The 15,172-nt window shown below is 71.1% G+C and carries 17 protein-coding genes; 14 read left to right on the top strand and 3 right to left on the bottom strand.

What is annotated here, in order from left to right:
• Window positions 1-136: 136 nt before the first annotated feature.
• Window positions 137-775: a pyroglutamyl-peptidase I gene (locus QOL99_RS08285; protein WP_285522929.1), complete on the bottom strand. Its 639-nt coding sequence runs from the start codon at window positions 773-775 to the stop codon at window positions 137-139.
• A 63-nt stretch (window positions 776-838) separates the two neighbouring features.
• On the opposite strand from QOL99_RS08285, the gene QOL99_RS08280 reads away from it, so the two are divergent.
• The 6 genes from QOL99_RS08280 (at window position 839) to mqnB (ending at window position 5,733) form a co-directional block, all read left to right on the top strand.
• Window positions 839-1,669 carry a DNA-formamidopyrimidine glycosylase gene (locus QOL99_RS08280; protein WP_285522927.1) on the top strand — a complete coding sequence of 277 codons (831 nt, stop codon included), beginning with the start codon at window positions 839-841 and terminating at the stop codon, window positions 1,667-1,669.
• Window positions 1,666-2,310 carry a pyridoxamine 5'-phosphate oxidase gene (gene pdxH / locus QOL99_RS08275; RefSeq protein ID WP_285522926.1) on the top strand — a complete coding sequence of 215 codons (645 nt, stop codon included), beginning with the start codon at window positions 1,666-1,668 and terminating at the stop codon, window positions 2,308-2,310. The genes QOL99_RS08280 and pdxH overlap by 4 nt, the downstream gene beginning before the upstream one ends.
• A 75-nt stretch (window positions 2,311-2,385) precedes the next feature.
• Entirely contained in the window at window positions 2,386-2,895 is a 510-nt protein-coding gene (locus QOL99_RS08270; RefSeq protein ID WP_285522924.1) for an NfeD family protein, read from the top strand.
• A 67-nt stretch (window positions 2,896-2,962) separates the two neighbouring features.
• Window positions 2,963-4,555: a flotillin family protein gene (locus QOL99_RS08265; protein WP_285522923.1), complete on the top strand. Its 1,593-nt coding sequence runs from the start codon at window positions 2,963-2,965 to the stop codon at window positions 4,553-4,555.
• A gap of 76 nt (window positions 4,556-4,631) precedes the next feature.
• Window positions 4,632-5,051 carry an organic hydroperoxide resistance protein gene (locus QOL99_RS08260; RefSeq protein WP_285522920.1) on the top strand — a complete coding sequence of 140 codons (420 nt, stop codon included), beginning with the start codon at window positions 4,632-4,634 and terminating at the stop codon, window positions 5,049-5,051.
• Window positions 5,052-5,106: 55 nt separating this feature from the next.
• Window positions 5,107-5,733: a futalosine hydrolase gene (gene mqnB / locus QOL99_RS08255; RefSeq protein WP_285522919.1), complete on the top strand. Its 627-nt coding sequence runs from the start codon at window positions 5,107-5,109 to the stop codon at window positions 5,731-5,733.
• 267 nt (window positions 5,734-6,000) lie between these two features.
• On the opposite strand, the gene QOL99_RS08250 is transcribed toward mqnB, so the two are convergent.
• Window positions 6,001-6,438: a uracil-DNA glycosylase gene (locus QOL99_RS08250; RefSeq protein WP_285522917.1), complete on the bottom strand. Its 438-nt coding sequence runs from the start codon at window positions 6,436-6,438 to the stop codon at window positions 6,001-6,003.
• A gap of 160 nt (window positions 6,439-6,598) precedes the next feature.
• On the opposite strand from QOL99_RS08250, the gene tdh reads away from it, so the two are divergent.
• The 6 genes from tdh (at window position 6,599) to QOL99_RS08220 (ending at window position 11,548) form a co-directional block, all read left to right on the top strand.
• Entirely contained in the window at window positions 6,599-7,630 is a 1,032-nt protein-coding gene (gene tdh / locus QOL99_RS08245) for an L-threonine 3-dehydrogenase (protein WP_285522933.1), read from the top strand.
• 287 nt (window positions 7,631-7,917) lie between these two features.
• A complete protein-coding gene (dnaJ, locus tag QOL99_RS08240; protein ID WP_285522932.1) occupies window positions 7,918-9,045 on the top strand; it encodes a molecular chaperone DnaJ in 1,128 nt (375 codons plus the stop codon).
• A gap of 270 nt (window positions 9,046-9,315) precedes the next feature.
• Entirely contained in the window at window positions 9,316-10,293 is a 978-nt protein-coding gene (locus QOL99_RS08235) for a ribose-phosphate diphosphokinase (protein ID WP_285522931.1), read from the top strand.
• Between the two features lie 44 nt (window positions 10,294-10,337).
• Window positions 10,338-10,658 carry a non-heme iron oxygenase ferredoxin subunit gene (locus QOL99_RS08230; protein WP_285522915.1) on the top strand — a complete coding sequence of 107 codons (321 nt, stop codon included), beginning with the start codon at window positions 10,338-10,340 and terminating at the stop codon, window positions 10,656-10,658.
• A gap of 317 nt (window positions 10,659-10,975) precedes the next feature.
• Window positions 10,976-11,164, top strand: a complete 189-nt coding sequence (locus QOL99_RS08225; protein ID WP_285522914.1) for a hypothetical protein — start codon at window positions 10,976-10,978, stop codon at window positions 11,162-11,164.
• A gap of 126 nt (window positions 11,165-11,290) precedes the next feature.
• On the top strand, window positions 11,291-11,548 hold the full coding sequence (locus tag QOL99_RS08220; RefSeq protein ID WP_285522913.1) for a hypothetical protein: 258 nt from the start codon (window positions 11,291-11,293) through the stop codon (window positions 11,546-11,548).
• Between the two features lie 213 nt (window positions 11,549-11,761).
• Here QOL99_RS08220 and QOL99_RS08215 read toward each other — a convergent pair whose 3' ends face one another.
• Complete coding sequence (locus QOL99_RS08215) at window positions 11,762-13,021, bottom strand: S8 family serine peptidase (RefSeq protein ID WP_285522911.1); 1,260 nt, start codon at window positions 13,019-13,021, stop codon at window positions 11,762-11,764.
• Between the two features lie 70 nt (window positions 13,022-13,091).
• Here QOL99_RS08215 and QOL99_RS08210 point away from each other — a divergent pair, with 70 nt between their 5' ends.
• Window positions 13,092-13,856, top strand: a complete 765-nt coding sequence (locus QOL99_RS08210) for an SDR family NAD(P)-dependent oxidoreductase (protein WP_285522909.1) — start codon at window positions 13,092-13,094, stop codon at window positions 13,854-13,856.
• 71 nt (window positions 13,857-13,927) lie between these two features.
• On the top strand, window positions 13,928-15,031 hold the full coding sequence (locus tag QOL99_RS08205; protein WP_285522930.1) for an App1 family protein: 1,104 nt from the start codon (window positions 13,928-13,930) through the stop codon (window positions 15,029-15,031).
• The last annotated feature ends 141 nt before the right edge of the window (window positions 15,032-15,172 follow it).

Here is a 15,172-nt window from a genome sequence, read left to right as displayed (position 1 = left end):
GCTTCGCCCGGCGGGTGCCGCTGGCGGCTGTGGCACAGGCGCTGGCCCGCAAGCCGGAGAGCCCCGGCGAGTGGCACTGGGCGGGGGGGCCGGGGGGAGGCTGGGTCGCGGGCAAGGCGCCGTTTCCGTGAGCCCGCTACCTCAGGTGGCCCGCCAGCGTCTCCACCGCCACCCGCACCGCCCGCGTGATCTCGGACTGGGGCAGGTAGGGGAGGGCCGGGCGGTCCTCCGGCACGGCCAGAGCGACTTCGGCGTTGGCGGGGACGTGCAGGAAGCCGCAGGGGACGTGGGTCCGGCCCTCTGCTGCAAGGTGGTGCAGCGCATGGTACATCACGAAATTGCACACGTACAGCCCCGCCGTGTTGCTGATGTCTCCGGGAATCCCGGCCTCCCGCCACGCCGCCAGAATCGGGCGCAGGGGCAGGGTGGAGAGGAGGGCAGTGGGTGCCCCGGCGTCCGTGCAGGCAGGGGCGTCGCGGTAGGTCTGCCCGGCATTGTCGGGAATGCGGAAGTCCATCACGTTCACGGCGACCCGTTCCAGCGTGACCTGGGGACGGCCCGCCGCGAGGCCGGTCAGCAGCACCGCGCCGGGCTGATGGCGCATGAGCAGGCCGAACAGCGTTCCAGCCGCCGCTCCCGGCTCTACCGGCAGCAGGGCCGACTGAACGCGCACCCCGCCCACCTCCATACCGTCCAGGGCGCCCGCCGCCTCCGCGCTGGGGTTGACGGGGTGGGTGTGGAAGGGCTCGAAGCCGGTGAGCAGCAGGGTGGGCATGGCAGGCAGGATAGGGCAGCGCTGCACTCTGTTCTGGGAAAGCCGGCCCGCTATCCTCGCCCCATGCCCGAACTGCCCGAGGTGGAAACCACGCGCCGCAAGATCGAGCCGCTGCTCGCCGGGCGCACCATCCTTCAGGTCACGCACGACGCGCCGCACCGCTACCGCGACACCGGGCTCGCGCACGGGCGGCAGGTCAGCGGCCTGTCGCGCCGGGGCAAGTACCTGATGCTGCACCTCGCGGCGGCGGAGGCCGATGGCGAGGAACACGACCTGATCGTGCATCTGGGCATGACCGGGGGCTTCCGGCTGGAGGAGGGACCGCACACCCGCGTGACCCTCACCACCGACGCAGGAACCCTCTACTTCCACGACCCCCGGCGCTTCGGCAAGATGGCGGTCGTGCCGCGCGGGGTGTATACCGGGATGCCCACCCTGCTGGGGATGGGGCCAGAGCCGCTCTCGGAGGACTTCCGGGAGGAGGAGTTCGTGCGGCTGGCCGCGAACGCTGGAGCCGTCAAGCCTTGGCTGCTCTCGCAAAAGCCGGTCAGCGGTGTGGGCAACATCTACGCCGACGAGAGCCTGTGGCGGGCAAGACTGCACCCCGCGCAGAGCCGCCTGACCCCGGGGGAGGCGGGCCGCCTCTACCATGCCGTCCGCGACGTGATGCACGAGGCGGTGGAGGCCGGGGGCAGTTCCCTGGGCGACGGCCTGGGCAACTACCGCCAGCATGACGGCGAACCGGGCGCCTTTCAGGGCCGTCACGCCGTCTACGGCCGCGCCGGGCAGCCCTGCCCACGCTGCGGGGTGCCCATCGAAAAAACCGTGCTCGCGCAGCGCGGCACCCACTTCTGCCCCGTGTGCCAGCCCCTGCGAACGGAGGACCCTGCATGACCGACCTCACCGGCCTGCGCCTGTCGTACACCCGCGCCGAGTTGCGCCGCTCGGACCTGAATACCGACCCCCTGCTCCAGTTCCGGACCTGGCTGGACGAGGCCATCGCGGCGGACCTGCGCGAGCCCTACGCCCTCAGCCTCGCCACCGCCGACGCCTCCGGACGGCCCTCGGTGCGGACCGTGCTGCTGCGCGGGGCGGAGGAGGGCGGCCTGACCTTCTACACCAACTACGACTCGCGCAAGGGCCGCGACCTCGCCGCCAACGCACAGGCCGAGGTGCTGTTCCACTGGGCCGAACTGGAGCGGCAGGTGCGGGCCTACGGGCGGGTCGAACGGGTCTCCGAAGACGAGAGCACCGCCTACTTCCACGCCCGGCCCTACCAGAGCCAGCTCGCCGCCCACGCCAGCGACCCGCAGAGTGCGCCCATCCCGAACCGGGGGGTGCTGGAGGCCAGATTCGCCGACTTGCAGGCCCGCTACCCGCAGGGCACGCCCGTTCCCAGGCCGGAGTACTGGGGCGGCTACCGCGTCGCCGTCTCCGAGTGGGAGTTCTGGCAGGGCCGCCGCAACCGGATGCACGACCGCTTCCGCTACGCGCGGGCAGGGGAGGGGTGGCGGGTGGACCGGCTGATGCCGTAGGAGGAGGAGGCCCGCAAGCTCGGCAACTTCCGCCTCCCTCCCCGCGTACCCTGAAGCGAGGAGGACACCCTGAACATGGACCTTTATCTGCTGTGCCTGATCGTGGGCGGCGGCCTGCTGGTGCTGTCGCTGGTGGGCGGGCACGACCATGACGCGCCCACGGACCACCCGGAGGCAGGCGACCTCGCCTCGTGGTTCTCGCTGCGCTCGCTGGTGAGCTTCGCGGCCTTTTTCGGGCTGGCGGGGACGGTGGCCGGGCTGCTGGGCCTCGGCGGGATGGGGCAACTGGTGATGGCCCTGGTGACGGGGCTGGCGGTGGGAGGGTTCACGGCCTTCGCGTTCCGGCTGGCCCGCACGCGCGGCGAGGTCAGCGGGGCGGCGGGTCGGCTGACCGGGCGCACGGGCAAGGTGCTCGTGGCCCCCACGCCGGGCCGACTGGGCAAGGTGGCCGTCACGGTGTCCGGGCAGATCGAGCAGGCCCTCGCCCGCAGCGTGGACCCCCTGAAGGTGGGAGACGCCGTGATCGTGCTGGGCGTGCAGGGCGGCGTCCTCGACGTGGGCGCCTGGGACGGCCGTGACCCGTGACCCGCCCCGGGTGGCCCCGCCTGCCTGACCTCCGCCTCCCGTCTTCCCAGCTCAAAAGGAGCCTCTCATGACCGCAACCCTCGTGACCGCCTTCCTCATCCTGCTGGGCATCTTTCTTGTGCTGGCCATCATCAAGAGCTTCCTGATCGTGGTGCCGCCCAACAAGGTCCTGGTGATCTCGGGCCGCAGCCGCCGCACCGCGGAAGGCGACACGGTGGGCTACCGGGTGATCCGGGGCGGGCGGGCCTTCCGGATTCCGGTGCTGGAAAAGGTGTCGTGGATGGACCTCACGACCATTCCGCTGGACCTCTCCATCGAGAACGCCTACTCCAAGGGCGGCATCCCCCTCAAGATCCACGCCGTCGCCAACGTGAAGCTCAACGCGCAGGAGCCGCAACTCAGTAACGCCATCGAGCGCTTTCTGGACGTGCCGCGCGAGAGCCTGACCACCATCGTGCGCGACACGCTGGAGGGCAACCTGCGCGGGGTGGTGGCGACCCTGACTCCCGAGGAGATCAACGAGGACCGCCTCAGATTCGCCGAGGCTCTGATCGAGGAGGCCGAGCACGACACCAACAACCTCGGGATCAAGCTCGACACTCTCAAGATCCAGAACGTGACCGACGTGGGCGGCTACCTCGATTCCATCGGGCGGCGCAAGACCGCCGAGGTCCTCAAGGAGGCCCGCATCGCGGAGGCCGAGCGCAACGCCGAGGCGACCCAGGCGGAAGCCCAGGCCGTGCAGCGCAGCCAGGTCGCGCAGGCGATCAGCCAGCAGGCGATCATCGAGGAGCAGAACAAGCTGGAGGTCCGGCGCACCGAACTGAATGCGATCCAGCTTGCCCGCCAGAACGAGGCGGCGGTGGAATCCGAACTCGCCAAGGTCCGTGCCCAGCAGAACTTCGAGCAGGAGCAGGCGGCCCTGGAAGCCACCCTGCGCCAGCGCCGCGCCGAGGCCCAGCGTCAGGCCCGCACCATCGAGGCCCAGCAAAACGCCGAGGCCGCCGAGGTGGAAGCCCAGGCCCGGCAACGCTCGCAGGTCGCCCAGACCGCCGCTCAGCAGGCCATCCTGGAACGCGAGACCGAACTCCGCATCCGCCGCGCCGAACTCGAGGCCATCTCGGCCGCCCGCGAGAACGAGGCGAAGGTCAGCGCCGAGCAGGCCAAGGTCATCGCCGAGCAACAGCTCGAGCAGGAGCGCGTGTTGCTCAACCAGAAGCGGCTGGAGGCCGACGTCGTGGCCCCCGCCCGTGCCAAGCGGGAAGCCGAACTGCTCGCCGCGCAGGCCGCCGCCGCGCCCATCATCGAGGAAGGCCGCGCCAAGGCCCAGGCCGTCAGCCTGATGGTGGACGCCTTCCGCAACGCGGGTCCCGAGGGCGAGCGCGCCTACGTGCTGAACATGCTGCCCGGCATCGTGGAGCAGTTCGCGGCCAGCGTGCAGGGCATGCAGATCGACAAGCTCACCGTGATCGACTCCGGCAACGGGCAGGCCACCCGCACGGCCATGCAGACGTTGCCCGCCAACATCATCGGGATGGTCGAGCAGGTCGAGAACGCGACCGGGGTCAACCTGCTGAGCCTGCTGCAAGACCGGGGCAGACCGAAGGGCAACGGGGCGAGCGCGGTGCAGCCGCCGACCCTCGTCAAGAGCGACGCCTGACCCTCTTCTCCACCCAGGACGCTTGCCCAGGCAGGCGTCCTTTCATTTGCGTCACCGACACGCCATCATGTCCGCCATGAGCAACCTCTACACCGCCGAAGCGACCGCCACCGGAGGCCGGGCGGGCCATGTCCGCAGCACCGATGGCCGTCTGGACCTGAACCTCAGCGTGCCGGGCGAGATGGGCGGCGACGGCGGCCCCGGCACCAACCCCGAGCAACTGTTCGCCGCCGGGTACGCGGCCTGCTTTCAGGGGGCGCTGGGCGTGGTCGCCCGCCGCCAGAAGATCGAGCTGAGCGACGACAGTACGGTCACGGCCCGCGTGGGACTGCAAAAGAGCGGGCTGGCCTTCGCCCTCGACGTGGAACTTGAAGGTCGCTTTCCCGGCCTGACCCGCGAGCAGGCCGAAGCCCTGATGCAGGCTGCTCACGAGGTCTGCCCCTACAGCGTGGCGACGCGCGGGAACGTGGACGTGCGGCTGAAGGTCGTGGAGTAACCCTTTCTGACACTCGCAGCGCCCTGGCTTCTGCTGGGGCGCTACGTTGTGGGCCATGCGTGTTCTGATCGTGGTGGCTACCGCCGTGGAAGCCGAGGGGCTCCGTGACCTGCCCGCCGACGTGGTGGTGAGCGGGGTCGGCCCGGTCGCGGCGGCCCTGGTGACAGCGTCGGCGCTAGGGCGGCAGCGCTACGACCTTGCGGTGAGTGCGGGCATCGGTGGGGCCTATCCGGGCAGCGGGCTGGAACCGGGCGACCTCGCCGTGTCGTCGCGGATTGTGCAGGCGGACCTCGGTGCCTGGGACGGTTCCGCTTTCCTGGGACTGGACGCGCTGGGGCTGTCCGTGCTGCCGGGAGAAGCACACGCCGGGGTCTTTGAAGTCTGGGACGGCGCGGAGGCCTTGGCTGCCCGGCTGGGGGCCGCGTACGGTCCCACCCTCACCCTGGGCACGGTGACCGGCAGCCGGGGGGGTGCGCAGGCATGGGCTGCCCGTCACCCCGGAGCGCTCACCGAGGGGATGGAAGGAGCGGGGGTGGCCCACGCCGCGCTGCTCGCGGGCCTTCCCGCGCTGGAGGTGCGCGGCGTGAGCAATCCGGTCGGTCCCCGGGACCGCGCCGCGTGGCGCATCCCCGAGGCGCTCGCCGCTGCCCGCCGGGGCCTGGAGGCGCTGCTGTTGGGGTAGCCGGAGTCATACGGATTCCGTCCAATTCCTTTNAATCCGGTCGGTCCCCGGGACCGCGCCGCGTGGCGCATCCCCGAGGCGCTCGCCGCTGCCCGCCGGGGCCTGGAGGCGCTGCTGTTGGGGTAGCCGGAGTCATACGGATTCCGTCCAATTCCTTTACTTCCGGGACACCACCGGAAGTCCATCCATCTCCCGGAACCCGCCCTTTCTCCTTCTCGCCTCCGCTCGGATTGAATCACTTCGTAAACGATTCAATCGGAGTCCGTATCAGTTGTTCAGCGAGAGGTTGCCAGCGGGGGCCGCGTCCCCCGAGGTGGGGAATTTCACTGCCACGCTGACCACCGTGCCCGGTTGGGTGCCGGGTTCGATGTTCAGCCAGTGGCTCGCCAGCACCGGGGGCGCGGGCTGCGGGTCGATGGCCCGGATCAGCACCCGCCCCTGCGACGGCACGAAGAGGCACCAGCCCTCGGCAGCCGAGCGAAAGGCCCGCACCGGCAGGATGCTCTGCAGGGTCACGTCGTCCGGCGTCGCCCAGTATTCGACGAGCAGAAGCGCCTGCTCGCGGCCGATGTCGGCAGCGTCCACATCAAGCTGGACCTCCACCGTGTCGGGCTGCCCCGGGACGAGGGTGGTCCAGCCGGGCACGACATTCCGGCCGCTGCGGGCGCTGCGGAACTGCTGCTGGGGGTTCATGGGCTGGGTCATGGACGCAGGGTAGCGCTTCTCCCTGCCGTGGGGAGCCCGTGACCGTCCCGCCTGGGGCCGGGCGGTATCCTGCGGGGGTTGCTGCTCCGCCCCGCTCCCCACCCCCCGAGGATTCCCTGCCATGACTGCCCCCACCCCTGACCTCACGCTCCCCACGACCATGAAGGCCCTCAGCAAACAGGAAGCCCGCGAGGGCCTGTGGATGGTGCAGGCCCCGGTGCCTACCCCCGGCCCCAACGACCTGCTGATCCGTATCAGGAACAGCTCCATCTGCGGCACCGACGTGCATATCTACAGGTGGGACGAGTGGGCGCAGAGGACGATTCCCGTGCCCATGGTCGTGGGGCACGAGTACGTGGGTGTGGTGGCCGGGATGGGGTCGGAGGTGCGCGGGTTTGCGGTCGGGGACCGGGTCAGCGGCGAGGGGCATGTCACCTGCGGGCACTGCCGCAACTGCCGCGCCGGACGGCGGCACCTCTGCCGCAACACGCTGGGGGTGGGCGTCAACCGCCCCGGCTCCTTTGCCGAGTACCTCGTGCTGCCCGCCTTCAACGCCTTCAAGCTGCCGGACGACATTCCCGACGAGATCGCGGCGATCTTTGACCCCTTCGGCAACGCGGTGCACACGGCGCTCTCCTTTGACCTCGTGGGCGAGGACGTGCTGATCACGGGCGCGGGGCCCATCGGCGTGATGGCCGCCGCCATCGCCCGGCACGTGGGGGCGCGGAACGTGGTCGTCACCGACGTGAACGACTACCGCCTGGACCTCGCCCGCCGGATGGGGGCCACCCGCGCGGTGAATGTGGCGAAAGAGGACCTGTGGGAGGTCGCGCAATCGGAACTCGGCATGACCGAGGGCTTCGACGTGGGCCTGGAGATGAGCGGGTCGGGCGCTGCCTTCGCGCAGATGGTGGGGGTGATGAACCACGGCGGCAAGGTCGCCATTCTGGGGATCCCCTCGGGCCGGGTGGACATCGACTGGAACGCCGTGATTTTCAAGATGCTGACCCTGAAGGGCATCTACGGCCGCGAGATGTTCGAAACCTGGTACAAGATGACCGCCCTGATCCAGTCGGGCCTCGACCTCACGCCGGTCCTGACCCACCGCTTTGCCATCGGCGACTTCCAGCAGGGCTTCGACGCGGTGCTGGGCGGGCAGAGTGGCAAGGTGATCCTGGACTGGGAAAGCTGAGCCTGTTTCAACGCTGGAGGCTCGCTCCATGGGCGACCCAACCCCACACAGTGGAGCCGCGGCGTCTTTCATGGCGGACAGCCAAGGGTACGGGGCAGTCGAGCGCGTCGGGCGGAACCTTGACCAGCCCACAGCCAGGGGCCGCGGCGTCCAGAGTGAACTGGGCCTCCGACCATAAACCTGCGCTGCGGACCTTGCGTCATCTGTCCAATCACACCCACGTTTCCTGAGTCCGGTCGTGTTAACCTGACCCCGGAGGTCGGGTGCAGGCCCGGCAAAACAAAACCATGGACTATTACGAGTTGCTGGGTGTGCCGCGCAGCGCGGACGCCGATGAGATCAAGAGCAGTTACCGCAAGCTGGCCCTGAAGTTCCATCCCGACCGCAACAAGGAGCCGGGGGCCGCCGAGCAGTTCGCCCGCATCAACGAGGCTTACGCGGTCCTGTCCGACGCCGAGAAACGGGCGCACTACGACCGCTTCGGGTCGGCGCCGGGTGCGGGAGCCGGGCCGGGTGGCGACCCCTTCGGCGGGATGGGCGGCGCGGGCTTCGACCCGATGGACATCTTCGAGCAACTGTTTGGGGGCATGGCCGGGCGCGGCGGTCGCCGGGGTCCGGCACGCGGGGACGATATCGAGGTCGAGGCGCGAATCACGCTGGAGCAGGCCCGCGCGGGCGAGGAGATCGAGGTCGAGGTCGACCGCCTGACCGTTTGCGAGCACTGCCAGGGCAGCCGCACCGAACCCGGCGGGCAGCCGCCCAAAGGCTGCGCCACCTGCGGCGGTGCGGGCGCGGTGCGGGCGCAGGCGCGGACCATCTTCGGGGTCGTGGAGACCCAGCAGCCCTGCCCCACCTGCCGGGGCGAGGGGCAGACGGTCGTGGACCCCTGCACCGTGTGCAAGGGGCGCGGCCACACCCTGGGGACCGAGCGGGTGCCCGTCAAGCTGCCGCGCGGCATCGACGAGGGATACCGCATCCGGGTGGCCGGGCGCGGCCACCACGGACCCGGCGGCAACGGCGACCTGTACGTGCATCTCGAGATGCAGCCCCACCCCGAGCTGCGGCGTGAGCAGGAGCACCTGATCTACACGGCCCCTATCGGCTTTGCCAAGGCCGCGCTGGGCGGCGAGATCACGGTACCCACCCTCGACGGCCCGCAGACGGTGGAGGTCAAGGCCGGGACCCAGCACGGCGAACTGCACCGCCTGCGCGGGCAGGGGATGCCCCGCCTCCAGGGGTCGGGGATGGGCGACCTGATCGTGGAGTACCAGCTCTCGGTGCCCAGGCCCTCCGCCCTGAGCCCCGAGGCCAGGGAAGCCTTGCACGCCTACGCCCGCGCGGTGGGCGACGAGGTCAACGAGCCCAAGGAAGGTTTGCTGGGCAAGGTGGGCAAGCTGTTCGGCCGGGGGGACTGAGGGCCACCCTCTTCCAGCCCTCGCAGCCAGGCCCCTGACCCACCCCTCTCCCCCCGGAGGGGGCTTTTCTTCCCCCTCTTCCCCTGCCGGTCCTCCAGAGAGGAGAGGGGCGCGGCGAAGCAGCGGGGTGAGGGAGATTCATGAAAGGCCCCCCCGGCGCGAATGTGTCCGGGGCAGGTATGCTGCTGTGCGGCCGCGCTGCGGCGACACGTCCCTGCCCCCCTGCCTTTCTTCCGGAGGTACCTCACCGTGACCGTCTCCCCAAGCCCCATGTCCGAGCGCCTGACCCAGAGCCGCCGTCAACCCCTGCTGGTGTTCTCCGGGCAGAGCAACCGCCCGCTCGCGCAGGCGATCTGCGGCAGCCTCGGTGTGCCCCTCGGGCGCAGCAAGACCGAGAAGTTCACCAACGACAACCTGATCGTCCACTACGAGCAGTCCCTGCGCGAGGGCGACGTGTTTATCGTCCAGAGCTTTTCCACGCCCGTCAGCGACGCGATCATGGAGCTGATGCTGATGATCGACGCCGCCAAGAGCGCCTCGGCGGGCCGGGTCACGGCGGTGATTCCCTACTACTCGTACTCGCGCAGCGACAAGAAAGACAGCCCGCGCATCTCCATCGCCGGGCGCCTCGTCGCCGACCTGCTGGAGGCGGCGGGCGCCGACCGGGTGCTCACCATGACCCTGCACGCGCCGCAGGTCCACGGTTTTTTCAAGGTGCCGGTCGACCACCTCTCGGCAGATCTGGTCCTGAGCCAGCATTTCAAGAGTTGCGTGCCAAACGCCCACGAGGGCGTGGTCCTGGCCCCCGACGCGGGCAGCATCAAGCGTGCCAGCCAGATCGCCCGCCGCCTCGACTCCGGCCTCGCCATGATCGACAAGGAACGGCTCTCGGACACCGAGGTCCGCTCCCGCGCGTTGATCGGGGAGGTGGAGGGCAGGACCGTCTTTATCGTGGACGACGAGATCAGCACCGCCGGAAGCCTGGTGGAGACGGTGAATCTGGCGCGGGGCATGGGCGCCAGGGACGTGTATGTGGCCGTCACGCACGGCGTGTACACCGGCCCCGCCATCGAGCGCATCGCCGCCCTCGACGTGACCCAGGTGGCCAGCACCAACACCGTCTACGTCTCCCCGGAGAAGGTCGCGGCCTCGAACGGCAAGCTCGCCGTGCTCGACGTGGCGCCCCTCTTCGCCAGCGCCATCGCCAACATCCACACCGGCGAGAGCGTCAGCACGCTGTTTGAATAAACCTCACCCGTAAGCCCCGCACCCGCCCCGCTAGACTCGCCCCGATGAGCGAGACACAGGGGCGGGTGCGGGTTGGGCGGGAGGCTGAACTGCCGGAGGGCAGCCAGACCGAGGTCAGTGTGGAGGGCGTGAGCGTGATGGTCGTCCGCTACGAGGGCCAGTTTTACGCCCTACGCAACAACTGCACCCACAAGGACTACCCGCTGCTGGGCGGCGAAGTCAGCGCCGGGCGCATCACCTGTGCCAAGCACGGGGGCAGGTTCGAACTCGCCACCGGCAAGGCGAGGGCGCTTCCCGCCGTCAAACCCGTCAAGATCTACCGCACGGTGCTGGAGGCGGGCGAGGTCTACGTCGAGGAACTGTGAGGCTGGCCGTTTGACCGAGGCGGCAAAGCCCCCGGCGTGAGAGGCTGCGCCCCATGCATCTCCTGAATATCCCGGTCCCGCTGGACGTGGTGTTCTCGTGGGCCGGGTGGCTGGCGCTGGAGCGTTAGCCCTTCTTCCTGACGGGGGAGGAGGCGCGGGGGCTGGGACTGCACGCCGAACTCCGTGTTGAAGCGAGAGTCACGCCCGAGGAGCGGGACACGTTTGCACTCTGGGGAGTCGCGCCTGGAGCCGATCACGTCGCCTGGCTCACCGAGGGGGAGTGGCTGTCCCTCCCGACTGCCACGCAGCGTGCGCTGGTGCGGGCACAGGGGCGGCATGGCCGGGGCGCCGTCCCCCGAGTCCGGGACTTTGCCGACCTGCTGCCCCACCTCACCGGCCCGCGCTTCGTGTGGTGGCCCTCCCTGCTGTCGCCCGCCGCCTTGGCGCGGGTGGTCGCGCAGGATCAGCGGGCCTGCCGCCGGGACGAGGTGCCGGAAACTGTCTGAGAGGTTGCGGCGGGCGTCCTCCCCGGGGCGCGGCTCCTCGCGGGCACGTTTCCCCACGCCAGTGGACCCAACTGCTTCGGCACCGTGATGGGCGCGGCGGGCGTGCCTGGGGCCGAGCGGGAGTGGATGCAGCGCGACCCCTTCGAGGCCTTCCTGGCGGAGCGCACCCGGCCCGGTGGCCGCGACGACCAGCCGGGAACGGTGCTGGTGTGGCGGAACGCAGCCGGGGCGGTAGAGCACGCCGCCGTCACCCTGGGGGGAGGCTGGGCGCTGCACAAGCCCTCGCAGACGTGGAGGTCCGCTCGGGTGGTGCTGCCCGTGCGCGACCTCATCCGGGGTTCGCGCACGCCGGGGTGGCGGCTGAGCCGCGTCTCCCTGCGTTAGCTCCCTGGTCGGCTACTTGCCGCCCCGCGTCAGCCGCCACAGGGTGACGGCGTTGTTCAGGAAGAGGGCCGCGCACAGCAGCGCAAAGACCAGCTCGCCCTGCTGCCCGAAGCGAATCCCCAGGATGCCTCAGCCACACATCAGGGCGACGACCAGCCAGATGCGCCACGCGGGGGCGTTCACAGGGTTCTCCGGGTCTGCATGGGCTTCAGCCTAACGCACCCCCCCGGGGCGGAGCGTCCCCCCCGGCGTGGGGGAGGGGGAGGGGGAAGAGGCCAGCGCGGCCCGCACCGCCGCCTCCGCGTTCAGCAGGCCCGCGCCGCAGATTTTGCGGGAGTCGGGGTCGCAGCGTCCGCCCGGAAAGGGCGTGGCCGTGCGAGTCAGCAGCCCCGCGACCTGCGCGGGCGTGAGCGTGGGCCTGAGCCCGAACAGCAGGCTGGCGACTCCGGAGGCGTGCGGCGCGGCGAGGCTGGTGCCGTCGGGGGTGCGCTCACCGCCGGGGCCGCTCACGCTGCTCGCCAGGATGCCCCGGCCCCGCTCGCCGCCGGGGGCGGCCAGGGCCACGCTGCGGCCCCAGTTGGCGTAGCCGGGGCGCTGCCCGGCCTCCGATACGCTCGTCACGGTCAGCACGCCCCGGCACCCGGCGGGCGAGTACCCGGCGGCGTCGGCCCCGTCGTTGGCGGCTCCGGCGACCACCAGTGCTCCCCGCGCCGTCACCGCGTCCACGGCGGCCTGAATGCGGGCGTCGCACCCGGTCAGCGGGATGAAGTCGGCGTACAGGCTGAGGTTGAGCACCCGCGCCGGGGAGGGGTTCACAGGTGCCCCCGCCACCGGCAGGCCCGCCGCCCACCTCATCCCGTCCGCGAGGTCCTGCGGGTCCACCAGCCCGTCTTGCCCCGCCACGCGCACCTGCACCACCCGGGCGCGGGGGTTGATCCCGGCCATGCCGCGCCCGTCGTGCGCCGCGCCGATCAGGTTGCCGATCACCTCGGCGTGGTAGGCGGCCTCGCCCACCCCGCTCGCGTCCCGGTCGCGTCCGTCGCCGTCCCCGGCCCGCGCCGCGTCCGACACGAAGTCGTGGCCGCTGACCAACCGCCCGGCGAGTTCGGGCGTGCTGACGTACCCCGTGTCCAGCACCGCCACCGTCACCGGAGCGCCCCGCCCGCTGCCCGCGAGCTGTGCCCACGCTCCCGGCATCCGGATCGCCGTCAGGTTCCACTGCCGGGGGGCGAGGGGGTCGCTCGGGCGGTACGTCGCCGGGGGAGGAGGGGAGGGCGTCACCACCGGCGCGGGCGCGGGCACCGTGTCCAGCGGCACCAGCGGCGCGAGGGGCTGCGGACGGCTCGGCTCGGGCTGAAGTTCGGGGAGGTCGGCCGTTGCGGGCGGGGTGGGAAGCGGGACGAGGCGCGGCGCGGCGGGGGCCGAGACCCCCAGCAGGCCAGCGCAGAGCAAGAGGGCACGGGTACGCTTCATCCCGGCAGTCTGCCGCGCGGGCCTGACGGGCGGCTGAGGAACCGGGCCGGGGTGCTCTACCATGCGGGGCATGACCCCCCAGACTGTCCTCCTGACCGGGGCCTCCAGCGGCATCGGCCTCGCCACCGCCGAGGCCCTCGCCGCGCGGGGCCACCGCCTGGTGCTGGCCGCCCGCCGTGCCGACAGCCTCGCGGCCCTGGCCCGCCGCCTCGACCCCTCCGGCTCGCGGGTGCTGGCCGTCCCCACCGACGTGACCGCCGACGCCGACCGCCGGGCGCTGCTGGCCGCCGCCGAGGCGCAGTTCGGCCCGGTCGACGTGCTCGTCAACAACGCGGGCGTCACCGTCGAGCGCGGCTGGTGGTGGGACGACCCCGACCCGCTGCGGGTGGTGCGGGTCAATCTGGAAGCTCCCATCGAACTGACCCGGCTGGTGCTGCCCTCCATGCGGGCGCGGGGCCGGGGCCACATCGTGAACATCGGCTCGGTGGCGGGGCGGGCGGCGACCAACGGCATGTATTCGGCCAGCAAGTTCGGCCTGCGCGGATTCTCCCTGGGGCTGCGGCGCGAGCTTCAGGGCACCGGGGTCACCGTCAGCCTGATCGCTCCCGGCTTCGTGAAAAGCGAGATGACCGCCTCTGCCCGCCTGCCCATGCCGGGGCCGGAGGTCGTCGCCCGCGCAGTGGCCGACGTGCTGGAGCGCCCCCGCCGCGAGGTGATCGTGCCGCGCGTGTACGCGGTGCTCGCGGCGCTGAACCACCTTCTGCCTGCGGTGGGCGACCGGGTGTCGGCCCGGCTGATCCGGCGGCGCTACGACCACCGGGACGGGCAGCGCTAGCGCACCACAAGTTTCCCTTCAGGCCCACCGGAGACACGCGGCGCGGCGGCGTGCGTAAACTGACCCGCGAGATGAGTGTCGCCAAGACAGCCTTTAAAAGGGCGCTCCCGGTGCTGGAGCGGGGGGTGCTGGCCCTCGACCACGCGGTGAGCGGCTACGTGCAGCCCCGGCGGGCGCGGGGCAAGTTGATCCTGCAACCCTACGTGGGCTGGGGCACCCCGCAGTCGGTGGAGGTGCAGGGCCGCGTCCTGCTGCCCCGCACCCTGGCCCCGGCCCGTAAGGGAGACGCCCGCTGGCGCAACTTCCGCAACGTGCTGCGGCGTCTGCTCTCGCGCGAGGTCGGGGGCGTGCGCGTGACCGGAACCCTGGGCGGCGTCACCGCCAGCGACGTGAGCACCAGTGACGGCTATTTCACCCTGGTGTTCGCCCCCGCCCCCGGCGCTGACCCCTTCGCTCCCGGCTGGCACGAGGCGCAGCTCCAGATCGAGGGCCGTGAGGGGACCACCCGCGCCCGCGTGCAGGTCGTGGACCGGGCCCGCTTCGGCATCATCAGCGACCTCGACGACACCGTGATCCAGTCGGACGTGACCAGCCTGCCGCGCATGCTGATGACCAGCCTGACCGGCAACGCCCGCACCCGCCTGCCGTTTCCCGGGGTGGGGGCACTGTACCGGGCGCTGACCCGCGAGGGCGAGGCCCGCAACCCGATCTTTTACGTGTCCAGCAGTCCGTGGAACTTCTTCGACCTGCTGTGGCAGTTTCTCGACTACCGCCGCATCCCGCTGGGACCGATGTTCCTGCGCAACTGGGGCTTTGACCTGCTGGGTGGACACGGCGGCTACAAGCACGGGGTCATCGAGCGAATTTTCGAGCGCTACCCCGACCTGGGCTTCGTGCTGATCGGGGACAGCGGCGAGAAAGACCCCGAGATCTACGCCGAGGTCGTGCGCCGTCACCCCAGCCGGGTGCTGGCCGTCTACATCCGCGACGTGACCGAGGCCAGCCGCGACGAGGGCGTCCTGAAGCTGCGCCAGGAGGTCCGCAAGGCGGGCGTGGACCTCGTGCTCGCCGCTGACAGCCTCAACGCCGCCAGCCACGCCATGAGCATGGGCCTGATCACGCCGGGCGAGTTCCGCAGCGTGCTGACGAGCGTGGCGCGAACCTACGAGACGTAGCGCCGGCTCAGGGCAAAGCCAAGCGGACCAGGGAGAGCATCCCTGGTCCGCTTGCTTGTGGGCTGTGCCCTAGCCCTGCGGCCCGTTGCCGCCCCGGCGTCCCCGGCGGCGGCGGCGGCGGTTGGCGTCGCCGCCCGCGTC

Source organism: Deinococcus rhizophilus, assembly GCF_030271215.1.
GTDB classification, from domain to species: domain Bacteria; phylum Deinococcota; class Deinococci; order Deinococcales; family Deinococcaceae; genus Deinococcus; species Deinococcus rhizophilus.
This window is presented reverse-complemented; position numbering and strand designations above follow the sequence as displayed.